This is a genomic window from Microbacterium sp. NPDC057659 (genome assembly GCF_042799915.1).
Lineage (GTDB): Bacteria > Actinomycetota > Actinomycetes > Actinomycetales > Microbacteriaceae > Microbacterium.
The window spans coordinates 324,511-346,845 of record NZ_JBHVHU010000001.1; the positions used below are offsets into that span (position 1 = coordinate 324,511).

At 66.9% G+C, this 22,335-nt stretch carries 25 protein-coding genes; 10 read left to right on the plus strand and 15 right to left on the minus strand.

The genetic code is table 11. The features are described from left to right. Positions 1-51: 51 nt before the first annotated feature. Both ACFVAE_RS01580 and ACFVAE_RS01585 read right to left on the minus strand, forming a co-directional pair. Complete coding sequence (locus tag ACFVAE_RS01580) at positions 52-333, minus strand: hypothetical protein (protein WP_378887231.1); 282 nt, start codon at positions 331-333, stop codon at positions 52-54. A 42-nt stretch (positions 334-375) separates the two neighbouring features. After that, complete coding sequence (locus ACFVAE_RS01585; RefSeq protein WP_378887233.1) at positions 376-1,107, minus strand: 3'-5' exonuclease; 732 nt, start codon at positions 1,105-1,107, stop codon at positions 376-378. Positions 1,108-1,193: 86 nt separating this feature from the next. On the opposite strand from ACFVAE_RS01585, the gene ACFVAE_RS01590 reads away from it, so the two are divergent. Then, entirely contained in the window at positions 1,194-2,090 is an 897-nt protein-coding gene (locus tag ACFVAE_RS01590; RefSeq protein WP_378887235.1) for an alpha/beta fold hydrolase, read from the plus strand. Here ACFVAE_RS01590 and ACFVAE_RS01595 read toward each other — a convergent pair whose 3' ends face one another. After that, on the minus strand, positions 2,091-2,564 hold the full coding sequence (locus ACFVAE_RS01595) for an Lrp/AsnC family transcriptional regulator (RefSeq protein ID WP_378858937.1): 474 nt from the start codon (positions 2,562-2,564) through the stop codon (positions 2,091-2,093). 168 nt (positions 2,565-2,732) lie between these two features. Between ACFVAE_RS01595 and pdhA the strand changes: the two genes are divergently transcribed. From pdhA to ACFVAE_RS01610, 3 genes are read left to right on the plus strand one after another with little or no spacing between them, the layout of a single operon-like run. Next, positions 2,733-3,839 (plus strand): pyruvate dehydrogenase (acetyl-transferring) E1 component subunit alpha, encoded by a 1,107-nt coding sequence (gene pdhA, locus ACFVAE_RS01600; RefSeq protein ID WP_378887237.1) that lies wholly within the window; start codon positions 2,733-2,735, stop codon positions 3,837-3,839. A gap of 1 nt (position 3,840) precedes the next feature. Beyond that, positions 3,841-4,860: an alpha-ketoacid dehydrogenase subunit beta gene (locus ACFVAE_RS01605; protein WP_378887239.1), complete on the plus strand. Its 1,020-nt coding sequence runs from the start codon at positions 3,841-3,843 to the stop codon at positions 4,858-4,860. After that, positions 4,857-6,206 carry a dihydrolipoamide acetyltransferase family protein gene (locus tag ACFVAE_RS01610; RefSeq protein WP_378887241.1) on the plus strand — a complete coding sequence of 450 codons (1,350 nt, stop codon included), beginning with the start codon at positions 4,857-4,859 and terminating at the stop codon, positions 6,204-6,206. Before ACFVAE_RS01605 ends, ACFVAE_RS01610 begins: the two co-directional genes overlap by 4 nt. Positions 6,207-6,215: 9 nt before the next feature. Here ACFVAE_RS01610 and ACFVAE_RS01615 read toward each other — a convergent pair whose 3' ends face one another. The 3 genes from ACFVAE_RS01615 to ACFVAE_RS01625 form a co-directional block, all read right to left on the minus strand. After that, complete coding sequence (locus tag ACFVAE_RS01615; protein WP_378887243.1) at positions 6,216-6,818, minus strand: TetR/AcrR family transcriptional regulator; 603 nt, start codon at positions 6,816-6,818, stop codon at positions 6,216-6,218. Between the two features lie 83 nt (positions 6,819-6,901). Beyond that, positions 6,902-7,486: a histidine phosphatase family protein gene (locus tag ACFVAE_RS01620; protein ID WP_378887245.1), complete on the minus strand. Its 585-nt coding sequence runs from the start codon at positions 7,484-7,486 to the stop codon at positions 6,902-6,904. Next, positions 7,483-8,316, minus strand: a complete 834-nt coding sequence (locus tag ACFVAE_RS01625) for a Sir2 family NAD-dependent protein deacetylase (protein ID WP_378887247.1) — start codon at positions 8,314-8,316, stop codon at positions 7,483-7,485. The genes ACFVAE_RS01620 and ACFVAE_RS01625 overlap by 4 nt, the downstream gene beginning before the upstream one ends. Before the next feature lie 44 nt (positions 8,317-8,360). On the opposite strand from ACFVAE_RS01625, the gene ACFVAE_RS01630 reads away from it, so the two are divergent. Continuing rightward, entirely contained in the window at positions 8,361-9,242 is an 882-nt protein-coding gene (locus ACFVAE_RS01630) for a TrmH family RNA methyltransferase (protein WP_378887249.1), read from the plus strand. Between the two features lie 125 nt (positions 9,243-9,367). Here the strand turns inward: ACFVAE_RS01630 and ACFVAE_RS01635 are convergent, their stop codons facing one another. Together ACFVAE_RS01635 and ACFVAE_RS01640 are read right to left on the minus strand one after the other, a co-directional pair. After that, positions 9,368-11,548 carry a hypothetical protein gene (locus ACFVAE_RS01635; RefSeq protein WP_378887251.1) on the minus strand — a complete coding sequence of 727 codons (2,181 nt, stop codon included), beginning with the start codon at positions 11,546-11,548 and terminating at the stop codon, positions 9,368-9,370. A gap of 347 nt (positions 11,549-11,895) precedes the next feature. Next, positions 11,896-12,744 (minus strand): DUF4062 domain-containing protein, encoded by an 849-nt coding sequence (locus ACFVAE_RS01640; protein ID WP_378887253.1) that lies wholly within the window; start codon positions 12,742-12,744, stop codon positions 11,896-11,898. Between the two features lie 61 nt (positions 12,745-12,805). On the opposite strand from ACFVAE_RS01640, the gene ACFVAE_RS01645 reads away from it, so the two are divergent. Then, positions 12,806-13,801 (plus strand): hypothetical protein, encoded by a 996-nt coding sequence (locus tag ACFVAE_RS01645; protein WP_378887254.1) that lies wholly within the window; start codon positions 12,806-12,808, stop codon positions 13,799-13,801. A gap of 39 nt (positions 13,802-13,840) precedes the next feature. Here the strand turns inward: ACFVAE_RS01645 and ACFVAE_RS01650 are convergent, their stop codons facing one another. Then, positions 13,841-14,707, minus strand: a complete 867-nt coding sequence (locus ACFVAE_RS01650; RefSeq protein ID WP_378887256.1) for a hypothetical protein — start codon at positions 14,705-14,707, stop codon at positions 13,841-13,843. A 181-nt stretch (positions 14,708-14,888) separates the two neighbouring features. Here ACFVAE_RS01650 and ACFVAE_RS01655 point away from each other — a divergent pair, with 181 nt between their 5' ends. Further along, positions 14,889-15,077, plus strand: coding sequence for a hypothetical protein (locus tag ACFVAE_RS01655; protein ID WP_378887258.1), 189 nt, complete (start codon positions 14,889-14,891; stop codon positions 15,075-15,077). Positions 15,078-15,112: 35 nt separating this feature from the next. Here ACFVAE_RS01655 and ACFVAE_RS01660 read toward each other — a convergent pair whose 3' ends face one another. Beyond that, the gene (locus ACFVAE_RS01660) at positions 15,113-15,670 is read right to left on the minus strand and encodes a recombinase family protein (protein WP_378887260.1); all 558 of its coding nucleotides are present in this window, start codon (positions 15,668-15,670) and stop codon (positions 15,113-15,115) included. A gap of 123 nt (positions 15,671-15,793) precedes the next feature. Between ACFVAE_RS01660 and ACFVAE_RS01665 the strand changes: the two genes are divergently transcribed. Beyond that, a complete protein-coding gene (locus tag ACFVAE_RS01665; protein WP_378887262.1) occupies positions 15,794-16,273 on the plus strand; it encodes a TrmH family RNA methyltransferase in 480 nt (159 codons plus the stop codon). A 45-nt stretch (positions 16,274-16,318) separates the two neighbouring features. On the opposite strand, the gene ACFVAE_RS01670 is transcribed toward ACFVAE_RS01665, so the two are convergent. After that, positions 16,319-17,245 carry an EamA family transporter gene (locus ACFVAE_RS01670; RefSeq protein WP_378887264.1) on the minus strand — a complete coding sequence of 309 codons (927 nt, stop codon included), beginning with the start codon at positions 17,243-17,245 and terminating at the stop codon, positions 16,319-16,321. Positions 17,246-17,323: 78 nt separating this feature from the next. On the opposite strand from ACFVAE_RS01670, the gene ACFVAE_RS01675 reads away from it, so the two are divergent. Continuing rightward, entirely contained in the window at positions 17,324-18,190 is an 867-nt protein-coding gene (locus ACFVAE_RS01675) for a LysR family transcriptional regulator (protein WP_378887266.1), read from the plus strand. Positions 18,191-18,223: 33 nt separating this feature from the next. Beyond that, positions 18,224-18,835, plus strand: coding sequence for a hypothetical protein (locus ACFVAE_RS01680; RefSeq protein ID WP_378887268.1), 612 nt, complete (start codon positions 18,224-18,226; stop codon positions 18,833-18,835). Here ACFVAE_RS01680 and ACFVAE_RS01685 read toward each other — a convergent pair. The 4 genes from ACFVAE_RS01685 to ACFVAE_RS01700 all read right to left on the minus strand — a co-directional run bounded on the left by ACFVAE_RS01685 (position 18,792) and on the right by ACFVAE_RS01700 (position 22,315). Beyond that, positions 18,792-19,463: a TetR/AcrR family transcriptional regulator gene (locus tag ACFVAE_RS01685; RefSeq protein WP_378887270.1), complete on the minus strand. Its 672-nt coding sequence runs from the start codon at positions 19,461-19,463 to the stop codon at positions 18,792-18,794. The genes ACFVAE_RS01680 and ACFVAE_RS01685 overlap by 44 nt on opposite strands. A 43-nt stretch (positions 19,464-19,506) precedes the next feature. Beyond that, entirely contained in the window at positions 19,507-20,187 is a 681-nt protein-coding gene (locus ACFVAE_RS01690) for an SPFH domain-containing protein (RefSeq protein WP_378887272.1), read from the minus strand. A gap of 62 nt (positions 20,188-20,249) precedes the next feature. Next, the gene (locus ACFVAE_RS01695) at positions 20,250-21,710 is read right to left on the minus strand and encodes a glycerol-3-phosphate dehydrogenase/oxidase (RefSeq protein WP_378887274.1); all 1,461 of its coding nucleotides are present in this window, start codon (positions 21,708-21,710) and stop codon (positions 20,250-20,252) included. After that, complete coding sequence (locus ACFVAE_RS01700; protein WP_378887276.1) at positions 21,707-22,315, minus strand: TetR/AcrR family transcriptional regulator; 609 nt, start codon at positions 22,313-22,315, stop codon at positions 21,707-21,709. The genes ACFVAE_RS01695 and ACFVAE_RS01700 overlap by 4 nt, the downstream gene beginning before the upstream one ends. Positions 22,316-22,335 lie beyond the last annotated feature (20 nt).

Consider the following 22,335-nt stretch of genomic DNA (forward strand, 5'->3'; position numbering starts at 1 on the left):
CACGGAAGGCCCCGCCTCGGCGGGGCCTTCTTCGTATCCGGGCGCCGGTGGTCAGACGTCGATGCGGATGCGTCCGTCGCCGATCGTCCAGGGCGGGTCACCGGGCGCCGGTGCCGGCGCAGTGCGCTGGGTCTGACGGTCGCGCTCCATCCCCGCCTCGTAGGCGGTGGGGGAGAAGACGGCGTCGAGACCGCCGGCGAACCCGCCCCCACCGTTCTCGTACTTGTCCTCGACGGGCTTGGTCGAGAGGATCCAACGGAACGCCAGAGCGACTGCGACGACAGGCATCGTCAGCCACACTGCGATGACCGCCCAGCCGATCACGTCGTCCATCTGCCCAGGCTAGGCCTGCCAGGAGGCCTCGGACATCCCCCTTCAGGCGGACTTCTCGGCGTCGGCGGCCTCCCGCACGGGCCAGGTGCCGTCGAGCTTCTCCTCGGGTTCGATGCGGCCGATCTTCACGAAGTACTCCGTGAGACTCGCCGCCTGCGCACGGGCCCAGCCGATCTGCTGGGTGTGCAGCTCTCCGGCGGTCTCGGGCAGGGCGAACTCCCGTGCGAGCGCCTGGGCCACACGTCCTGCGGCGATCGCGTCGGCCGATGCCTCGTGCGCACCGTCCAGCGGCACGGCGTAGTGCGCGGCGACGACCTCGAGCGTGCGCTTGCCTGGACGGTACCGGTCGTAAGCCTTGTCGATCACGAGCGGGTCGATCACCGGTCCGGGCTGTTCGAGTGGCGAGATGCCGTGCCTTCGAGCCTCATGCGCGAGCAGGGAGAAGTCGTAGGAGGCGTTGTACGCGACCACCGGCACACCCTGCGCGAACAGCGACCGCAGCGCACGGGTGATCTGCTCGACCACCTCGGCGACGGGGCGGCCGTGCGCGCGGGCGTGCTCGGTCGTGATGCCGTGGACGGCGGTCGCGCCCTCGGGGATGAGGACTCCGGGATCGGCGAGCCAGGTGCGCGCTGCGATCTCGCGGCCTCGGGCGTCGAGGACGCCGACATGCGCGGTGACGATCCGATCGGACTCGACGTCGACACCGGTGGTCTCGAGGTCGAACACACCGACTCGGGTCAGCCACTGGGGGAGAAGCTGTTCGGGTGCCATGGCTCCACGGTAGGGAAGGGATCGGACATTCCCGGGACGGCATGCCCAGGAGCGGTGATGTCGGGCGGCCACCATAGACTCGAAGCATGCCCGCATCCCCATACGCCGCACGCCTGAGCAGCATCCCGGTCGAGCGCCGAGAGGCGCAGGTCGCCGGGGGCGCGACGGCGTACTGGGTGTACGGGCCGGAGCACGCGGCGACGACGATCATCGCCGTGCACGGCTTCCGCGGTGAGCACCATGGCCTCGAGCCCGTGGTCGCCTTCCTGCCCGACGTGCGGGTCATCTCGCCCGACCTGCCCGGCTTCGGCGAGACCGCGCCGCTCCCGGGAAAGGACCACGACCTGGGGGCGTACGCCGGCTGGCTGACCGAGTTCGCGAGGGCGGTCGCACCGGGCGCGGTCATCCTCGGGCACTCGTTCGGCTCGATCGTGGCGTCCGCAGCGGTGGCCGGCGGCCTGGAGACGCCGCGCCTGATCCTGATCAACCCGATCGGCGCGCCGGCCCTCGCCGGGCCCAAGGGCGTGATGACGCGCCTGGCCGTGATGTACTACGCGCTCGGCGCGAGGCTTCCGGAGCGCATCGGCACCGCGCTGCTGCGCAACGGCTTGATCGTGCGAGTGATGAGCCTGACCATGGCGAAGACATCGGATCCCGGACTTCGGCGCTTCATCCACGATCAGCACGACACCTACTTCTCGCGCTTCGCCGATCGCGACGTGCTGCACGACGCATTCGTCACGAGCGTCTCGCACGACGTCCGCGCGTTCGCGCCGGTCATCGAGGTGCCGACCCTCCTGGTCGCCGCGCAGCGCGATGACATCACGCCGATCGAGGACGAGCGTCGACTGGCGACGATGTTCCCCGACGCCGAGCTCGTCGAGATCGCCGAGGTCGGCCACCTGATCCACTACGAGACCCCGGCCGAGGCCGCCGGTGCGATCCGCAGGTTCCTGAGACTGCCCGCCGGATCGCGCGCCTGATCAGGCCTCCCGTCGCGCGAGCCCGATCAGCCCCGCCGCGCGGAACGGGATGACTTCGCCCATTGCGAGCGACGTCTCGGTGCGCTCGACTCCCTCGATCGACAAGATGCGCGCATCCGTGTCGAAGAGGTGGCGGGCGTCGCGGCACGCGACCCTGGCGAGCAGGTCGATCGATCCGCTCAGCCCGTGAGCCTGAACCACCTCTGGGATCCGTGCCAGTTCGGCCGTGATCCTCGGCAGCTCGGTCTGGCGCACGCCGATGCTGATGAAGGCCTGCAGGGGGAAGCCGAGCACCTCGGTCGAGAACGACCGCTCGTAGGACTGGAAGACGCCCGACTCGTCCAACCGCGCCATCCGCGCCTGGATGGTGTTGCGGGACAGACCGAGCTTCTCCGCGAGCGCCACGATGGTCACACGGGGGTCCTCCGCGAGGGCGGAGAGCAGATCGAGGTCGATTCGGTCGAGTCCAGGCATAGTGTCACACTATAGCAGGAACCTGACCGTGCTCATTGGGCAACATGCTCAGCGCCATCCAGAATGCTTGAGCGACGTGTGAAACGGACGTACCCTTCAGAAAGAGGCCGACACCGCCGTCGCGCCCCGTGAAAGCCCCACAAGGGCACCCACGTCAGGAGGACACCGATGTCATCGCACACCACGCCACTCGTCGAATCAGATCTTGATCTCGCCGAGCGCATCCTCGCTCCGGACGGTACTCGCGTGCCGAATCCGCAGCTCGACCCCTATGTCGCCGAGGTGGACGCCGCGCAGCTGCGCGCGCTGTATCGCGACATGATCGTCCTCCGCCGCGTCGACTCGGAAGGCGTGGCTCTGCAGCGCCAGGGACAGCTGGGTCTGTGGGCGCCCTGTCAGGGGCAGGAGGCCGCGCAGATCGGCACGGCCCGCGCGCTGGCCCCGCAGGACTTCGTGTTCCCCAGCTACCGCGAGCACGGCGTGCTGCTGGCCCGCGGCGCTCAGCCCGGCGACTACGTGCGCATGTGGCGGGGTGAGGAGGGGTCTGCCTTCGACCCGGCCGACCTGAACGTCGCTCCGCTGCAGATCATCATCGGCGCGCAGACCCTGCACGCCGTCGGCTACGCGCTCGGCATCCAGCACGACGGCACCGATGAGGTGGCGATCACCTACTTCGGGGACGGCGCGACCAGCCAAGGCGACGTGAACGAGGCGATGGTCTTCGCCGCGTCGTACCACGTGCCCGTCGTCTTCGTCTGCCAGAACAACCACTGGGCGATCTCCGAGCCGGTCGGGCTGCAGTCGCAGTTCCCGCTCGCCGGGCGCGCTCCGGGGTTCGGCATCCCCAGCATGCGGGTCGATGGCAATGACGTGCTGGCCTGCCTTGCGGCGATGCGCTGGGCGCTCGAGCACGCCCGCTCCGGCAAGGGGCCTGCGTACATCGAGACGGTGACCTACCGGATGGGTCCGCACACGACCGCCGACGACCCGAAGCGCTACCGTGACGATGCGGAACTGGAGAGCTGGCGCCGCCGCGACCCGATCACGCGCGTCGAGGCGCACCTGCGTGCAGCAGGCGAGCTCTCGGACGAGCAGGCCGCCGAGGCGCAGGCCGACGCCGACGTGCTCGCCCGGGACATGCGCGCTGCGTGCCTGGGCATGGTGACCCGTCCGGCGCTGTCCGTGTTCGACGGCGTGTACGCCGAGCCGCACACCGGCCTGGAGCGTGAGCGCGACGAGTACGCTGCGTACCTCGCGAGCTTCGAGGGGGCCTGAGATGTCGGAGATCACACTGGGCAAGGCGCTGAACGCCGGCCTGCGTCAGGCCATGAAGAACGATGAGAAGGTCGTCCTGCTCGGCGAGGACATCGGCACCCTTGGTGGCGTGTTCCGGATCACCGACGGACTGAAGGACGAGTTCGGCGCGAAGCGCGTGATCGACACCCCGCTCGCCGAGTCCGGCATCATCGGCACGGCTGTCGGGCTCGCCTTCCGCGGATACCGGCCTGTGGTCGAGATCCAGTTCGACGGCTTCGTGTACCCCGGCTTCGACCAGATCGTCTCGCAGGTCGCGAAGCTGCACTACCGCACCCAGGGCCGCGTGAAGATGCCGATCACGATCCGCATCCCGTGGGCCGGTGGTATCGGCGCTGCCGAGCACCACTCCGAGTCGCCCGAGGCGTACTTCGTGCACACGGCGGGACTGCGGGTTATCGCGGTCTCCAACCCTCAGGACGCCTATCGCTGCCTGCAGCAGGCGATCGCCAGCGACGATCCCGTCATCTTCTTCGAGCCGAAGCGGCTGTACCACCACAAGGGCGAGGTCGATCTGGAGGCTCCGATCGCGGACGCTCCGCCGATGGGCCTGGCGAAGGTGGTCCGGCCAGGCACGGATGCCACGATCATCACCTACGGTGCGATGGTGCAGACCGCGCTCGACGCTGCTGAGGCGGCTGCCGATGAGGGCACCTCTCTCGAGGTCATCGACCTGCGCGCGCTGTCGCCGATCGACTACGACACCGTGGATGCCGCCGTGCGGCGCACCGGCCGCGTGGTCGTCGCCCACGAGGCATCCCGCGAGGCGGGGCTGGCGGCCGAGGTGATCGCGAGCATCACCGAGCACTGCTTCGAGTACCTGGAGTCCGCCCCGCTGCGGGTCACCGGGCACGACATCCCCTACCCGCCCGCCAAGCTCGAGAAGTTCCACCTGCCAGACCTGGATCGCATCCTGGATGCGGTAGACCGGGTGATGGATCGTCCGAACAGCCTCACCGGAGCGATGGGGGAGCAGGCATGATCGCGGAGTTCCGTCTTCCCGACCTCGGTGAGGGGCTCACCGAGGCCGAAGTGGTGCAGTGGATGGTGCAGCCCGGGGACACCGTCGCGCTCAATCAGACGCTGGCTGAGGTCGAGACGGCCAAGGCCGTCGTCGAGCTGCCCTCGCCCTATGAGGGCACGGTGTCGTCGCTGCACGCAGACGCCGGCGAGACGATCGCCGTCGGTGCGCCCCTGATCGCCTTCGAGGTGGAGGGGGCCGAGGATGCCGCGCCCGAGGCGCCGTCCGAGGAGAAGGCGCAGCCGAACCTCGTCGGCTACGGGGCCGCTCCCGCGGCCTCCGGTCGCCCTGCGCGTCGGACACGTCGCTCCGGCGCTGTTCCCGCTGTCGTCGCCGATGCCGCGGTGATCGAAGCAGCGCCGCACGACGTGCTGCCCGAGGCGCCTTCGGAGCCGGTGGTGGGGGAGCGCCCGCGATCGACCCCGCCGGTCCGTGCGCACGCCAAGCGACTCGGCGTCGACCTGACGCTCGTTGCCGCGGAGCTCGGCGACAGGGTGATCACGCGCGCCGATGTGGATGCCTACGCTGAGCGCGTCGGCGCCGCGCCGGTCGCAACCACTGCGCCGGCCTCAGCCCCGTCCGCCGAGGCGTCGGCCCTCGCGGACGGCGCTCGCGAGACCCGCATCCCGATCCGCGGCGTGCGCAAGCACACGGCGGCGGCGATGGTGCAGAGCGCGTTCACGGCTCCGCACGTGACCTGCTTCCACACGGTGGACGTCACGGCGATGATGGACCTGATCGCCGAGCTGAAGGCCGACCGCAGCCTCTCGGACCACAGGATCGGCCCGCTGGTGCTGATCGCGAAGGCGGTCTGCCTTGCGCTGCAGCGCAACCCCTCGCTCAATGCGCATTGGGATGAGGCTGCCGGCGAGATCGTGCAGTACCACTACGTGGATCTCGGCATCGCAGCGGCCACCGAGCGGGGCCTGATCGTGCCGAACATCCGCAATGCGGAGCGTCTCGGGCTCGCGGGCATCGCCGATGCGCTGCAGGCGCTGACGGCGACCGCGCGCTCAGGGAAGACCAGCCCGGCGGAGCTCGCGGGCGGCACGTTCTCCATCACCAACATCGGCGTGTTCGGCATCGACGCGGGAACGCCGATCCTGCCTCCTGGCCAGTCCGGCATCCTCGCCGTCGGCGCCGTACGCCGGCAGCCGTGGGAGTACCGGGGTGAGATCGCGCTGCGTCAGATGATGACGCTGAGCGTGTCCTTCGACCATCGTCTGGTGGATGGCGCCGAGGGGGCGAGGTTCCTGAAGGACGTCGCGGACATCCTCGAGCAGCCCGGCCGCGCGATGCTCTACTGAGCGCGACGGTCAGTCGACGGTGCTGTCGGCGAGGAGTGCGGAGAGCGCCATCGCCGACAGCACCCGCGCCGTCTCGGCGTGCGCACGCGCGGACGACCGGGTCGAGTGCGGCGTGGAGTTGATCAGGCCGAAGCATGCCTGCACCCGCAGTCGCTGGTCCTCAGGGCTGCCCTCGCGCAACTGGGTGAGAGCGTCGATCCAGAGGTCGATGTAGGTGCGCTGCAGACGACGCACCTCGGCGCGGTCGGCATCGGCCAGGTGAGCGACGTCCCGATCCTGAACGCGGATGACGTCTGCGTTGCCGAGGGCGAACTCGACGTGGAAGCCGATGAGGGCACGCATCCGGCTCGGGGCGTCCGCGGCCTCTTCGGCGACACGGGTGCCGCCGCTGACGAGATCGGCGCTCACCTGTGTGAGAACCGCGCCCAGCAGCGCCTGCTTGCCCGGGAAGTGCCGGTACACGGCGGGCCCGGAGATGCCCACGGCCGCGCCGATCTCCTCCAGGCTCACGCCGGAGTAGCCGCGCGCCGCGAACAGCCTCGCCGCCGCCTCCAGGAGCGCATCCGTGCGCTCGGCCTTGGCGCGGTCACGCGCCGTGCTCGTGCTCGTCATCGCAGCAGGTCCTCGCAGTTCGGGTTAGTGAACACTAACCGAATTCGCGGGGCCGTCACGAGAATGTGACGGAGCCGTGATGCTCAGGCGGGCACGGCGTCGAGCAGACGCAGCCCTCCGCCATCCATCGCGAACGTGTACGCGGAGCCATTCGCGATCCGCTCGCCCGGGGCGGGCAGCGCCCCGCCGGAGGTGTGCTCGAGCAGAGCCCTGATCACTCCTCCGTGCGTGCAGACGAGCACCGACTCACCACGCGGAGCCGAGCGACGCCGGGCCGCACGGTCGATACGGGCGAGCGAGTCCAGCGCCCGAGTCGTGAGCTGCTGCGCCGTCTCGGCCCCGGGGATGTCGTCGCGACTGCCGGGAAAGCGCTCCTTGTACTGCTCCCAGAGCAGCCCTTCCGCCTCGCCGAACTCGTGCTCGCGCATGCCGCGGGTGAGCACCGGCGACGGCAGGCCCAGCTGTTCCGCGATGATCGAGGCGGTCTCCTGCGCGCGCGTCAGAGGGCTGGCGTAGACATGGTCGAAGCGCAGCCCCGAGAGTTGCGCGGCCGCGCGCCGTGCCTGTGCTCGCCCAGTGTCGTTCAGCGGGATGTCGGTGGACCCCTGAATGCGGCCCTCCAGGTTCCAGTCGGTCTGGCCGTGGCGCACAAGAGTCAGAAGGGTCACCCGGCGAGCCTAGCGGCGAGACCTGAGAGGACCTCGCTCGTGCCGCCGCGCACGACCGCGTCGGCCCAGGCATCCGCCCTCGTCGGCTCCTGGTTCACCAGGACGATCGGCAAGCCGCGCCGGCGGGCGCGCTCGATCACGCGGATGCCGGAGTTCACCGTGAGCGAGGTGCCCGCGACCAGGAGGGCATCCGATGCGTGCACGAGCGACTCCGAGATGCGGAATCGGTCGGCGGGTACGTACTCGCCGAAGAAGACGACATCGGGTTTCAGCATGCCTCCGCAGACCGTGCACGGCGGGATGACGAAGCCATCCGTGCTCTCCGGAGCGACGTCACCGTCAGGATTCATGACGATGTTCTCGGGAACCGTGATCCAGGGATTGAGCTCTTCGATGCGCATCCCGACATCGCGACGGTCGAAGATCTGACGGCAGTCCAGGCACAGCACGCGGCGCATCGTGCCGTGGATCTCGACCACGCGCGTGCTGCCCGCACCGAGGTGCAGGCCGTCGACGTTCTGCGTGACGACGCCGGTCACCGCGCCGGCGCGTTCCATCGTCGCGAGCGCGCGGTGCCCGGAGTTCGGCTGCACGGAGGTGAACGTGCGCCAGCCGAGGTGACCGCCCACCCAGTACCGGCGGCGAGCAGCCTCGTCGCCGAGGTAGGTCTGGATCGTCATCGGGTTCGCCCTCGTACGCGCCCCGGCCCCGCGATAGGCCGGGATGCCGGAATCCGTGGAGATCCCCGCTCCGGTGAGCACCGCGGTGCGGCGCCCCTCCAATACCGCTGCGGCCCCGTCTATCTGCTCTTCGCTCGCCCCCGTGTCCACTCAGCGAGTCTAGGGTCACGTCCCTGTGGCGGGAAGATGGTCGTATGCATCTCATCGCCGTCGACGACCCCGACGACCCGCGGCTCGACGACTACCGCTCCCTCACGGATGTCGCGCTACGGCGAGCGCAGGAGACCGAGCGCGGGCTCTACATGGCTGAATCGCCGAAGGTGATCGAGCGCGCGCTGGCGGCCGGGCACCGACCGCGATCGGTTCTGGTGCAGCAGAAATGGGTCGATCAGGTGCGCGTGATGGTTCCGGACGGGACCACGGTCTTCGTCGTTCCTGATGCCGTGTCGGAGGCTCTCACCGGGTTCGCGGTGCATCGCGGGGCGCTGGCGGCCATGCACAGGCCGGAACTGCCGTCCGTGTCTCGACTGGTCGAGGGTTTGCCGGTGCGTTCCCGCGTGGCCGTGCTGGAGGGGCTGACGGATCACGCCAACGTGAGGTATTCCAAAACACCACAAGCCAAGAATCGATCTCGCATCGCGATCTTGGAAGACGTGACCGATCATACGAACGTCGGGGCTCTGTTCAGATCTGCCGCTGCGCTGGGCGTGAATGCAGTCCTCGTCACGCCCGACTGCGCCGACCCCCTCTATCGCCGCTCCGTCCGGGTCTCGATGGGCACCGTGTTCCAGGTTCCATGGACGCGCATCCCTGAATGGCCCTCAGGCATGGACGTTCTCAAGGACGCCGGCTACGTGGTCGCCGGGATGACGTTGGGAGAGGGTGCGATCACGTTGGATGAGCTCGTCGCTGAGGACCACGAGAGGCTCGCTCTTGTGTTCGGCTCCGAGGGATTCGGGATCACCGCTCGCACCGATGCGCTGCTCGATCGCCGCGTGACGATTCCGATGATGGGCGGCGTGGACTCGCTGAACGTCGCGGCTGCTTCGGCTGTCACGTTCTATGCGACCAAGTGATTCCGACACGTCCACGAGTCAGTCCTGATCGATGCCCTGACCCGGCACTGGGACGTGGCGTCGTATGCGACGCGCTCAGAATGCTCTTCTCGCAGGACCTGAAGGAAGTGCATTGTCGACGCTTCTCATTCCGCGAGCTCCTTGACCCGCCTGTAGAGCTCCCGAAGGGCCGTGTCCGAGAGGTCGATGATCGGTTCGTACATGAACGAGTTCACGTGGATGTTCTCTGGGGTCATGAGCACCACGTCGTCGAGAGCGCGGAGAGAGTCCGCGGTGCCGTGCTCACGGCTCTTGAAAGCCTGGAACAAGGCGTGGGTCTGGTTCCCCGTGATTCCATCGGTGAAGGCGAGGTCCGCCAGCTCCTCCACCATGTGCTTCTCCGCAACCATGCGTGTGGCGATCGAGAGCACGATCTTGTTTTCGAAGTTGATGCCCTCCGCAGCGCCGAGCGCCGCTTCGGCCTGCTCGAGCAGAAGGTCGATCACCGGTCTGTCACCGGTATTCCACGACTTCTTCTCGCTCACCTGGAACGTCTCGTTGAAGATCCGGTCGAGCTCGGCGTTGTCGATGGACGCGGAATCTGCCTTCCAATGCAGCAGCGAGGTCAGCGTCAGGTAGTCGGGGTCGTCCTCGCCCCTCGTGTACTCGAGGATGTTGCGAACGAAAGGGATCGAGGCGATGCGCTGCATGCCGTCGTCGAAGAAATTCTGCTTGAAGCCGTTGATAAACGGGTTCCTAACGTGGCTGGCCTGGGCGAGCGTGACCTTACCCTCGCCCTTCTGCGCCATGAAACACTTGTTGTAACCGACGACGCCGCGGCTGAGCAGAGTGCGGAAGAAGTCGAAGTTGTGCGTCAGAAGAATCAGCTTGAAGTTGGCGTGATCAGACATCTCCTTCAAGTACTGGATGATGGCGTACTTGTTCTTGTAGTCGAAAGAGTCGGCGAGGTCGTCGATGACGAAGATTGTCTCTCGCCCCGACGCCTTGCGCGCCTCCATCTCGAAGAGAACGTTGAGGATGTAGAGCGCCTTCTTCTCCCCGTTGCTCAGCACTGATAGCAGTTCGTCCCGTTCGACGCCTGCGGATTCGTTGCCGTCGTTGAACTCGAAGACCAGCTTGAGCATGGTCTCCTGTCCGAGCGCGACGCGGTGCTTGTTCTCCGCCCGGAGGGTGAAGGGCACGAAAAATCGCTCGTTGAAGATCCGAATGACGTTGTCCCACTGGGTGCTCTCGGTCGCCGCCTGCCGCTCGATCTCCTTGCGGCGCACCTCTGTCTCCTTGTAGCACTCCACGACTCGCTTGAAGGCCTCTTCGTGTGCCTTGAGGTACGACTTCCACACGTCCTGGTGGAAGTTCTCGACGTTGGCGAACTCCGGAAGGAGATCTTCCCGATTGGCGATGAACTCGAAGAACTTCCTCGTGTCCTCGTTGCGCTGGACGGCGCGCTCGACGCCGTCCAGCTTCTTGCGCAGTGCGGCGTCGTCACTGATCCGCGCCTTTTCTTCCGTGATGAGCGCCTGCAGGTCGGCATCACTTGTGATCCGGCGCGGCTCGTCCTCGCCGTGCAGCAGCAACGAGTGCTGCGCCTGGAAGAAGCCGTTGGCTCCGAGGCTCTTGGTCACGTTGGTCGCGTTGTAGTACGAGAATGAAGTGCGGTTGAAAAAGGTCGACTCGTCCAATAGCTGATTGAGCCTGGTCACGTAGTCCGCGAGTTGCGCCTGAACACCGGCACCCTTGAGCGCCGTGGCCACCTTGTCGTTGAAGAGGAGGTCGTGCGGCAGATCGGCGAACCGCGCGTCATCGAGCTGTTCGATCTCGTACTCGACGCGAATGAGTGCGTCGAAGAATTTGTCCTCGTTCTGCGTGAAGACGCGGGAGACAGTCGCGATGACGTCCTGCTTCGTCCCCGCCTGGGTGGCCAGTGCAACTACCAGAGCGTCCCTGGCGTCGAGCAGAGACTCCTGGAGCGCCTCGTACTCCTTGCGCAGCGCCGGATTGACGAGCAGCGTCGACGTGGATTCCGTCGGCCCCAGTTCCTCGTCATAGGAGAGAACGACAGCAACGTCATCCGGGTCGGGCGACTGACCGTACTCATCGGTGATGGAGCGTGAGGATGCGCGGTCAGGGAACACATGGTCGACGGTTTCCTCGCCCTTGGCAAAGTCCTTGAAAGTACGGGCGAACGACGTCTTCATCGTGCCGTTGGGTGCGTAAATCGCAACCGCGTTCTTGCCGCCAAAGTCCAGCTTCGCGTCGAGCGATCGGATCCCGTGGCAGTTGGTCAGCTCAACCTTCAGCGTCTTCATGCCATCAGCGTATTGGCACTCACAGACTTCTTGCCGGATACGCCGGCTGTGTGAATGAAAGCAGCCAGCGACCTTACCGACAGGCTACGCGACAAGGCCCGCGGATCATGCGCGAGCACTGCCATGCCGCGTGGCGAACGGCGCTGTCGTCAGTCATCGGTACCTGCTCATCACCGGCACGCGCGACGGCCGTCACTACGTCGGCAAGGCCGACGGGGCCGAGAACATGCGCCAACGCTGGAACGCCTACGCGACAAACTGCCACGGCAGCAACGTCGAGTTACGTGGTCTTCGACGCATCGACGTTCCGCTTCTCGTCGCTGCTCTGAGAGAGCGTCATCCGTATGTTAGATGTCGTATTCCTTGCTCTGTGGTTCACCGTTCTCCATCCACTTCAGACGGACGCGTGGCACTCCGCCGCCCATGTGGAGCCAGTACGCTGCGGTCTGCTTCTGCCCGGCGTGCACTGTTCTTGGCTGCTCCCATCCCGGAAGCAGCATCCCGTCGCTCGCCGCTTCCATCACGACGTCGGTCACATCATCGGACCCTCGGTTTGTGATTTCGACCCAGCGGCGGGTTTCATACCGGACGCGGCCCTTGCCATCCACCTTGGGCTCACGTTCCCTCTGGCCCTGGATGAGGAACCGCTCACTTGGCGGAGCGGGCCGTGAGGGGGTCGTGTGGAGCGGCTGGATGATGTCTCGAAGGTCCATCTCGACCGCGCTCCAGACCTTCGTCAGGAGTTCGTCCTCGTTCTCGAAACTCCCGTACAGGCCCCTCTCCTGCAGCGCAGCGCGGAAGTCCCTCAGCGCCTGGAGCTGGGCCAGGTCGACATCGGCGGGATGGGGTGCTTCGGAGAAGTAGAGGTGCACTGGCTTCCCGTTCGCGACAGCGCCTTCGATCTCTTCGACGGTGCCGGAGATGCTGTTCGGCGTCTCGCTCCCGACGCGACTCCCGAAAAGTGCGATGACGATATCGGCTTTGGCGAGGAGCTGCTCATTGAGGATGGCTTGCGGGTGGTGCCCGAGCATCGGCACGGAGTCGGTCTCCCAGCGAAGTGGGTGCAGAACGAACCCGCGGCCAGGCGTGTTGGTGCTGTTCCAACTCCGTAGCGCCCGATCGACGGCGTCTCGTGCGGCGGGGATGTCCGATGGGGAGGCGATCATCACGTTCACGACAGTTGCGAGTTGGGTCACACAGACACTCTAGGAAGCGGTTCGGACATTGAACGTCGGAGGCACCGGCTAAGACGGAAGCATGGATGAGAAGGGCGACGCGGCACGGGAGTTCACAGTGACGCTTGAACATGTCGGAGAAAGCCAGGTGCTCAACTTGGCATTGGGTCTTCTGATTGACAGGTACAACCTTCTCGGCGAGATCGCGACCCAGATTCTTGCGTTGATGCCCGATCCCAGCCGCTGGCGACTGATTCTGACAGGCGATCTGAGCGCCACTGTAAACGCACTGGATCATCGATCTCAGCAGTTTGGGTACACGACGACCCGCGGCGCGGGTTACGTCGGCGGCCTCACATTGCCTCAGGGAGATGGAACCTTCCTTTTCATCCTCGACGCGAGCAACCTGGCCTTCCCGCCCATCGAGTCGGACTCACTTGAAGAGGTGGTCGAACATGCCCTTGCCACCGCAAGGCATCTCGGGCGACATGAAGCTGGTCACGCGCTTCTCATGACTCGAGGCGAGAACGCCGAGGTGTATCGTGAGCTCGCTGACCTCGACCCCTCAGCGGCGGGGTGGTCGCACATCGTGGCTCGCGACATCGATGATTTTCGCATTGAGCGACATGTGCGTCAGAACATCCTCTCGCCGTACTCTCATGTTGAAGGTCTGCCAGGCGCACTCGATCACCTGTCATCCGCGCTGGCGGCCGCAAGCAGAGGTTGGCGTGCAGACATTGCCAAACACGCGGAGGCGAGCGATCATGCCGTCAGCGCGTTCATACGGGTCATCGCGTACCTGTCTGCGGAAGTCGGGCTGGATGACGCCGCCGCTCCGGTGGTTCCTCGACTGGTTCCTGACAAGTGGGACCGATACCTGGCGGATCATTGGGCGAAATGGAGCGCGGCCTTTCATCGGTTGAGTCCAGTCGATCAACCCATGACGTTGGATCAGCTTGCGTCCACGACCGGCGAGCTCTGCGAGATCGCCGTCGGGTGGATGTCGGCTATCGGCTATCGAAGGGGCATTACGGATGCCGGCGAGCTGTATGCCTACTGGACTGCAGGCAGCTACTGACGTGGGTCGCCTCGCGGGCGAGCGACTCCTGAACTTCATCTACGGATCGATGCGTCCCCTGATTTGACGTTGACGCATGCGAAGGCGCGGTCTGAGGGCTGATTGAGGTCGGCGGAGCGTTGCCAACGTCTCTTCGCCCAAGTTGAAGGTTCGGGGCGTCGCGTTCCTGATGCGCTCCAGCTTCTCGCCCACGACCTGAATGTCTTTCCCGATGCGAATCAGCGGGTCCACCGGGAGCTCTATGCGCTTCTCGACGTCCAGATCCAAGATGAACGTGTCGTGGAAAGGTTTGTCCGATATCGTGCCGGTGTACTCCGCCTCGACGGTCCAGCGACGGGGAATGTGCGCAGATTCTTCGAAGAGCTCGGGTGCGCGTCCCAGGAACCAGATGTAAGAGTTCCCCGGGTTCAGCGTCGGAAAGGCAGTTTCGCCGTTGAACACCCGGTTCACTTCCTCGAAGTGCTGGCCCATCATTCCGGGCTTGAAGAAGGTCTCCAAGGACGTGAACGGAGGCGACACGCGCAGCTTCACGTTAATCGCGGGGCTCACGCCGATGTTGCGCACGGCGATGTACAGAGTCCCCGTGACGGGACCGCCTCGCTCTTTCAAGACGGTCCGGTCAGCGCGAAGCGCAACCTGAACGCGCGGTCTGACTGCTTCTACGTTCACGTGCTGGGAATGTTCGTTGGAGGCGATCAGGGCCTTGTTGGATTGATCGACCTGGCGGATCTGGTACCAAGCGAACCCGAGAGCGATCAGCGCGGTCGCGCCGAAGAGCGCCGACCATTCTTCGGCGGTTGGCATTCCTGGAAATCGCCACCAGGATCCCCATAGCAGCACGCTCATGCAGAAGAGAGCAAAGGCAACAATGGCAGCGATCACTGTCCATGCGGCTCGTCGGTTCACGATTCGATCCTAGGGAACGCTAGCGGTCGGCCAATCCTGAGTCCCGCCGAGCCGTGCTCGGCTATTCTGCCGGCCTCGGGTATTGGGATCCGGGAGTCGTGGACGACCGGTCGCGTGCTGCATCTGCATGAGTTGGCCGATGCTGAAATCGACGGCTTGTCCACCCTGGGAGGATGAAGGCATGACGAGCACCCGTGTGAGCCTCGGACCCATCCATGTCGCGCTCGTCGCGTCCCGTCGCGAGACCCGTGCGACGCTCCGCGTGTGGACTCTGCGCCGGGAACGTCGTCGCGGCGCGTGGCTGCTCGCTCGGCTGCGTCCGTTCCGGATCGCGGCAGGTCGGGATGCGACCGTCCAGCAGGTGGGCTGACTCTGATGTGAAGACATGCCCTGACGTGCTCGTCGCTAGGCATTGGCTACGACGGCGTGAACGGTGCCCACGGAGACGCCGACGTTCCGCGCGATCGAGCGAAGTGACGTTCCTTCGTGCCGATGGGACAGAATCGCCAACCGGACTTCCTCGTCCACAACTCGCGGACGGCCGATCACGGAGCCGCGCTGTCGAGCGTCCTCCATACCGCGCTTGATGTCGTCGCTCCGCATCTTCGCCTCCATCCGCGTGATCTCTCGCGCATTGGCGCTGAACTCAGATTCCGCCCTGTAACTGCCGGCGTCACTTCCCTCTAGCACTCGAACTGGCGTGCCTTGTCGAAGCAGGTCGAGCAGGACGCGCCACCCGTCGACGAAGTTCTGCGCGAGGTGCTTGACGCGCACGATCACGAGTACGTCGTCGGTCCCGAGTGCGCCCACAGCAGCTTGAAGCCCAGGGCGCGAACGGATCAGCAACCGCCTACTCGCCTCTTCCTCGAAGACCTGCGCGCAGACGGAAAACAGCGTCGCCCGCTGATGCTCGACCTCATCCGCGACGTTCGTCACTCGAACCAGGCCGACGAACCTCACCATCGAGAACAACTTGAAGAGTTGAAGAGGTCGCTGACGGCATACCCTTATTGAACACGTCTTCTCCGGCATCCCGATCACAGTCATTCGAAACGGGTCGCTGACCTGGGGAACGACCGACGAACGGTGGTCCTGCCAGCGCTTCGACCCCGAGTCGGTGCACCAATATTCGCGTTAGAACGAATTACGACCCTTCTCAACGTCGGGGCGCTGTTCCGGTCAGCGGCGGCACTCGGCATCGATGCTGTGCTGGTGTCGCCGGCGTGTGCGGATCCGCTGTACCGGCGGTCTGTGCGGGTCTCCATGGGGACGGTCTTCCAGGTGCCGTGGACCAGGGTCGACGACTGGGCGCGTGGCATCGAAGAGCTGAAGGATGCCGGATACCTGCTCGCGGGGATGACGCTGGGCGAGGGCGCGGTCCCCCTCGACGACCTGGTCGCCGAGGGACCGGCGCGGCTCGCGCTGATGTTCGGGAACGAGGGCGACGGACTCACCGGAGCGACCGAGGCGATGCTCGATCGGCGCGTCATCATCCCGATGATGAGCGGCGTGGACTCGCTGAACGTGGCCGCGGCATCCGCGGTCGCGTTCTACGCGACGCGCTGAGTCAGCGGTAACGGCCCGGTCGGATCCGTGCCGGGGATGCGATTCTCATGACTCGCGCGTCCTCTGCTTCGGCGACGGGAGCTGGCCGGCGAGCATCGCCGTGAGAGCGATCGCGAAGCCGAGCAGCTGGATCGGGGTGAGAGCTTCGCCGGCGATCACCGCGCCGAGCGTCGCCGCGACAAGCGGGGAGAGAAGCCCGAGCAGTGCGGTCGCGGTGACGGGGAGGCGGCGGATGCCGTTGAACCAGATCGTGTACGTCAGAAGGGCGCCGACGAGGCCGAGCCAGGCATAGCCGAGCCAAGCTGCGCCGTCGAGCTCGTCGGGCACGCCGTCGATGAGCAGGGCGGGCACCAGGAGCACCAGGCCGCCGGCGGTGAGCTGCCACCCCGCCAGCCCGACGGCTGACACGCCTTCGGGGCGGCCCCACTTCTTGGTGAGCACGACACCGGTGCCCATCGACATCGCTCCAGCGAGGCCCGCGAGGACGCCCAGCGGCGACAGAGCCGCATCGGGACCGAGTACGACGAAGGCGACGCCGACCATGCCGAGCACACCCCAGGCGACTCGCCAGCGCGAGAGCCTCTCGTGCAGGATCGCGACGGCGAGGAAGGCGATCACGATGGGCTGCGCCGCGCCGAGGGTGGCGGCGACGCCTCCGGGCAGCTGCTGGGCGGTCAGGAAGAGGAGCGGGAAGAACGCGCCCATGTTCAGGGTTCCGAGCACCAGGCTCTTCCACCACCACGACCCGCGCGGCAACTGACGTGCGATCAGCAGGGCGATGAGCCCTGCGGGGAGCGCGCGCATCATGGCGGCGAAGAGGGGGTGCCCCTCCGGCAGCAGGTGCGTGGTCACGATGTAGGTCGTGCCCCACACTGCGGGGGCCAGTGCGGTCAGCGCCGTCCAGCCCACCCGGTCGTGCGTCGTCGGGGTCTTGGCACCGAGAGGGACGAGGGAGGTGGTGGTTTCGGACATGACTCCATCGTCGGCTCGGGTGTGGGATGAGTCCAACACATTGTTGCGACCTTAGCTATGAATGGCAATCATGGATGTATGGAGTTCCAGCAGATGCGATATGTCATCGCTGTGGCCGAGGAGCGCAGCTTCACGAGGGCGGCGGAACGCTGCCTCGTGGTGCAGTCGGCATTGAGTCATCAGATCAAGGCGCTCGAGCGCGAGCTCGGCGTGCGGCTGTTCGCGCGCACCAGTCGCAGGGTCGAGATCACCGCAGCCGGGGAAGCGTTCCTCGTGCAGGCGCGCGCAAGCCTTGCCGCAGCCGAACGCGCGATGTCCGAGGCCGCGGCGGCCGGCGGGCGGATCAGCGGCACCCTGACTGTCGGCGTGATCCCCACGGTCACGGCCATCGACATCCCGTCCGTGCTGGGCCGATTCCACCGCGCTCACCCGGACGTTCGGATCAGACTCCGCGGCGGCGGAAGTGACGAATTCATCGCGGCGATCGTCGCAGGCAGCATGGATGTCGCCGTGCTCGGGCTCCCCGACAGCATCCCGCCGAAGGGCGTGAACGCCCGGGTGCTGGCGCGAGAGCAGTTGGTCGCCGTCGTCGCGGCAGAGCATCTGCTGGCGGGGCGACGCCGACTGAGTCTGGAGGAGCTGGCGGGGGAGGCGTTCGTGGACTTCCCCGAGGGGACGCCCGGTCGCGTCCAGTCCGACCTGGCGTTCGAAGCCGCCGGCGTCCATCGCGAGGTCATGTTCGAGGCCATGAACACCGATCTCATCCTGGACCTGATCCGGCAGGGACTCGTCATCTCGCTCCTCCCGCCCGCCCTGCTCTCTTCGGGGGTCGACGGTCTGCGAACCGTCCCGGTCGCGGACGGTCCGAGCCGTGTCGAATACCTCGCCTGGAGCAGCTTCAACCCGGCGCCCGCGGCACAGGCGTTCCTCGACGGGCTGGCATGACTTCGGAGACGCTGACGGGGCTAGAGTGTCCGGATGACCGACATTGCCGACCATCTCACTCGTCTTGGCCAGGCCATCAAGTGGACCGGTGCGGGTGCGGCGACTGCGCTGGCAGCACTCCTGGTCATGTTGGGGGCCTGGGGGCTGGAGGGATCCACCCCGCGCGCGGACAACGTCGGAGAGACGGGCATCGCCTTGGCCATGGGCATCTTCGGTCTCGTGCTCTCACTCGTCGTATCGATCCCCGCTGGACTGATCCTGGCGCGCGGAACGGAGCGCAAGGAATGGCTGCGCGCCCTGCCGCTGCTGGTCAGCGTGGCGTGGCTCGGGCTGGTGGTGCTGCTCCTCTACACCGGCGCGAGTTCCGCGATCGTTGAAGCCGCCTGGCGCTCGTCGGGGATCGGCGCCTTGTCGCCGTTGTTCGTGTTCTCCGTCTACACCGCAGGGGCGATCCCCATTGGCGTCGGGCTGCTCATCGCGTGGTTCGTGCTGGTCATCGTGCGTGCGTCGAAGAGGCCGGTCTCGCATTCGGAAGCTCCGCTTCCTCACATGAACGCCACCGGCAGTTCCGGCGTCCCGGTACGGGGAAGTGCCGCCGTGCTCACGCCCGGACCTCGGCGATCTGATCCAGCAGATCCCGTGTGACGCCGCGGATGCCGGGCATCCGCAGGAACGGCAGCGCGACGGAGAAGAGCCGCAGTGCCGTGTCGAGCAGCCGCTGCGTGCGGCGGTGGTCCTGGCGGTCGTCGTACGTCCAGCGCAGCACGAGGCCGAGGTAGAGCACGAAGAGAGCATCCGGCATCCGGCTCGCGATGTCATCGGGGATGCGATGCTCGGCGCCGTCGATCGCGCGCCGGATCAGGCCGACGGTCAGGTCGCGCGATGGCGAGGACTCCCTCGACAGCGGGTTGATGGGGGATTCCGGCGCGATCATCGCGCTGAGGAATCCCGGCGCAACCTTACGGTACGGCTCCAGGTCGGCCAGGCCCGTCTCGAACACGATGCGGAGCCGATCGATCAGTCCCGTTACCCCCTCGAGCTGCGGCACGGCGATGCGCGCGTGATCGCTCTGCACCTGTTCGTACAGTTCCTGCACCAGATGAGTCTTCGAGGGGAAGTAGTAATACGCGTTCCCGACCGACACACCGGCCTCGGTGGCGATCAGCCTGATCGTCGTGTCGGGATAGCCGCGCTCGATGAACGAGGCGATCGCCGCATCCCTGATCCTGCTTCGCGTCTGCTGCGCCTTCGGCGTGAGCTCGGAACTGAACATGTTCAAATACTAGCCCGCAAGAGCCGCCATCGATACCCCCGGCTCAGTTCAGCGCGTGCAGTGCGGCCGCGGCCTCCGGTGCGCGGTCCGTCGAGCGAAGCGCCTCGGCCATCAGATACCCGTCGGTGAGTGCGTCGCCGGTGATCATCACCCGCACGAGCTCGACACCGCAGGCATTCCGGATCTCGTCCGCGCAGGCGTCCAGCACGCGCGTGTTGACCTCGTCGTTGTGCGGCAGGTCCTCACCGTCGATCCGCCGGACGGCGTCGCGCAGTGCGGCGCTGACCAGGTTCGACGCGCGTTCTTTCACGTTCACGACATCGAGCTCGAAGACACGCAGATCGTGTCCCGAGGGGATCGGCCGCCACTCGAACGACGCATGCACCCGGTGCTGGTGCCCGTTCGCACCCGTGAGCTCGCGCACCGGGAGGTCGGTCGCGCGACAGCGCACGTCCACGAGCTTGTACCAGTAGAACAGCGGGAACGCGCCGTGGGAACCGGGCCGGAGCACCACGACCTCACCTGTGCCGTCCGGTGCGCCCTTCGGCTTGCGGATGATCGGCTTCCCGTTGCGCGTGCGGATCGCGGCCCACCCTTCCTCGACAGTCACGATGAAGAGCTTCAGCAGAGCCGGGACGACGAGCAGGACCGTCAGGAACATGGTGCCCGTCTTCAGCAGGCTCATCGTCCCCTTGGCGCTCATCATGGTCAGGAGCATGTCCATGCCCCCACTGTGCCCGTCGCCGCGGTCCCCGGAACGCAAAAGGTACCAGGATCGGGAGCTGTTCAGCCCGCGTTCTCCGAGAGTTCCGCCAGCGTCCGGGCGACAAGCTCGGTCACGGGTTCGAGCACCTTCGATTGTTCCTCTGGCACCAGCCCGACGCGTGATCGGCGGTCCAGCACATCATCCGCCGTGAGTGCCAGCTCGGTCCTAACGGCCGCGACCACGTCGCCCCGCGTCAGGGACAGCCCTTCCACCAGCGGCTCCGACGGCGCGACCGCGGCGTCCACCAGGCGAAGCGACGCCGTGCGACTCGGACGCTGCGGCAGGCCGCGCAGCTGCGCGACGAGATCCACCGCGTCCTCCGCCATCCGCCGGTACGTCGTCAGCTTGCCGCCGAGCACCGAGACGAAACCCGCTTCGGATGCCGCGACGAGATGCTTCCGCGAGACGTCGGCCGAGGAGCCTTCCCCACTGTCCACGAGCGGGCGGAGCCCTGCGAACGCACCGCGAACCCGGTCGCGCCCGATCGGCGCCGCGAGCACCCGGTTCACGCTCTCGAGCAGGAAGCCGATCTCGGCCTCGGTGGGCTCCGCCACCCGCGGCACCGGCCCCGGGGCGTCCTCGTCGGTCAGGCCCACGTAGACGCGACCGTTCGGCTGCGGCAGCGCGAAGACGTACCGGCTGATCGAGCCCGGATGCGGGATGGTCAGCGCGGCCGCGGGATGCCCGAGATCCGCGGCATCCAGCACGATGTGCGTTCCGCGGCTGGGACGCACGGTGATAGCAGGGTCGAGCGCGCCCGCCCACACTCCGGTGGCGTTGACCACGGCCCGGGCGCGGATCTCGAGCCGCTCGCCGGTGAGCACGTCCTCGAGGGTCGCTCCGTCGCCGCGCACCGTGACCGCACGCACGCGGGTGAGGATGCGTGCTCCGAGGCACGCCGCCGTGCGTGCGACGGTGACGACGAGGCGTGCGTCGTCGACGAGCTGACCGTCGTAGGAGAGCATGCCGCCGCGCAGGCCCCGGGTGGCGAGCGCGGGAACCAGCCGCTGCGCAGTGCGCGCCGACACCGCCCTCGGGCCGGGCAGGGTCTTCCGAGGCGTGTGCGCCCGCATCCGCAGCAGATCGCCCATCAGCATCCCCACGGCGCCCGCCGACCGTTGCGAGAACGTGACGCCGGGCGCGAACGGCAGCAACTGGGGGAGCGGATGGATCAGATGCGGCGCGATCGCGGTCATCAGCAGGTGCCGCTCGAGTGCGCTCTCCTTGGCCGTGGCGACGTCTCCGGTGGCGAGGTAGCGCAGGCCGCCGTGCACGAGCTTCGAGCTGAACCGGCTGGTGCCGAACGCGAGGTCCTCGGCCTCGACGAGAACGACGCTCAGACCTCGGGATGCGGCATCCAGCGCGGTGCCGACGCCGGTGATGCCGCCGCCGACGACGAGGACGTCGACCGTCTCCTCGGCCGCGCGTTCAAGATCGCTCCGGCGCCGCTCGGCGTTGAGATCGGCGGATGCGGCGGTCATGGTCGCAGCAGCCCGTCCAGTGCTGCGCGCAGCTCGCGCTCCCAGGCGTCCTCGTCGATGAGCTCGGCGACCGTGCCGTGTGAGAGCACGGCCGACTGGGCGATCAGCAGCAGCATCACCGCGACCTCCTGCGGAGGAGCCTCGCGCACTGTGCCGCCCCGCTGCGCGGCGGCGATCGCCTGCGCCAGCCAGCCGATGATCATGCGCTGGCTCGAACCGACCCGCTGCAGCGTGTAGCGCGTGAACGCCTCAGGCTCCTCGGCGAGGAGCTGTCCGTACACGTCGTCGCCGCGGAAGAGGCGGATGAAGCGCAGCACGTCCTCGACGACGTCATCGCGGTCGCGGTCGCGTGCGGGGAAACGGGCGAGGATGCCGGCGGTGCGACGCAGCAGCGCCGTGCGGACGACGTCGTCGGAATCGTTCCAGCTGCGATAGATCGTGGGGCGGCTGACCTCGGCGCGGCGAGCCAGCTCGGCGATGGTCACGTCGTGCACGCCGCGGCGCACCATGACCTCGTCGGCTGCGTCCAGGACTCTGCTCTGCGTGGCATCCCAGGTCGGCAACACCGCGGCCGGAGTGATCTCTTCGAGTTGACGTTCTTCCACAATGTGTCACACTGTAACGC

Coding starts and splice junctions, on each gene's coding strand:
- ACFVAE_RS01580 (WP_378887231.1), bottom strand. CDS start 333: ATGGACGACGTGATCGGCTGGGCGGTCATCGCAGTGTGGCTGACGATG.
- ACFVAE_RS01645 (WP_378887254.1), top strand. CDS start 12,806: ATGGATGAGAAGGGCGACGCGGCACGGGAGTTCACAGTGACGCTTGAA.
- ACFVAE_RS01690 (WP_378887272.1), bottom strand. CDS start 20,187: ATGGACATGCTCCTGACCATGATGAGCGCCAAGGGGACGATGAGCCTG.
- ACFVAE_RS01670 (WP_378887264.1), bottom strand. CDS start 17,245: ATGTCCGAAACCACCACCTCCCTCGTCCCTCTCGGTGCCAAGACCCCG.
- ACFVAE_RS01675 (WP_378887266.1), top strand. CDS start 17,324: ATGGAGTTCCAGCAGATGCGATATGTCATCGCTGTGGCCGAGGAGCGC.
- ACFVAE_RS01605 (WP_378887239.1), top strand. CDS start 3,841: ATGTCGGAGATCACACTGGGCAAGGCGCTGAACGCCGGCCTGCGTCAG.
- ACFVAE_RS01680 (WP_378887268.1), top strand. CDS start 18,224: ATGACCGACATTGCCGACCATCTCACTCGTCTTGGCCAGGCCATCAAG.
- ACFVAE_RS01635 (WP_378887251.1), bottom strand. CDS start 11,548: ATGAAGACGCTGAAGGTTGAGCTGACCAACTGCCACGGGATCCGATCG.
- ACFVAE_RS01660 (WP_378887260.1), bottom strand. CDS start 15,670: ATGGTGAGGTTCGTCGGCCTGGTTCGAGTGACGAACGTCGCGGATGAG.
- ACFVAE_RS01615 (WP_378887243.1), bottom strand. CDS start 6,818: ATGACGAGCACGAGCACGGCGCGTGACCGCGCCAAGGCCGAGCGCACG.
- ACFVAE_RS01630 (WP_378887249.1), top strand. CDS start 8,361: ATGCATCTCATCGCCGTCGACGACCCCGACGACCCGCGGCTCGACGAC.
- ACFVAE_RS01595 (WP_378858937.1), bottom strand. CDS start 2,564: ATGCCTGGACTCGACCGAATCGACCTCGATCTGCTCTCCGCCCTCGCG.
- ACFVAE_RS01585 (WP_378887233.1), bottom strand. CDS start 1,107: ATGGCACCCGAACAGCTTCTCCCCCAGTGGCTGACCCGAGTCGGTGTG.
- pdhA (WP_378887237.1), top strand. CDS start 2,733: ATGTCATCGCACACCACGCCACTCGTCGAATCAGATCTTGATCTCGCC.
- ACFVAE_RS01590 (WP_378887235.1), top strand. CDS start 1,194: ATGCCCGCATCCCCATACGCCGCACGCCTGAGCAGCATCCCGGTCGAG.
- ACFVAE_RS01685 (WP_378887270.1), bottom strand. CDS start 19,463: ATGTTCAGTTCCGAGCTCACGCCGAAGGCGCAGCAGACGCGAAGCAGG.
- ACFVAE_RS01655 (WP_378887258.1), top strand. CDS start 14,889: ATGACGAGCACCCGTGTGAGCCTCGGACCCATCCATGTCGCGCTCGTC.
- ACFVAE_RS01695 (WP_378887274.1), bottom strand. CDS start 21,710: ATGACCGCCGCATCCGCCGATCTCAACGCCGAGCGGCGCCGGAGCGAT.
- ACFVAE_RS01610 (WP_378887241.1), top strand. CDS start 4,857: ATGATCGCGGAGTTCCGTCTTCCCGACCTCGGTGAGGGGCTCACCGAG.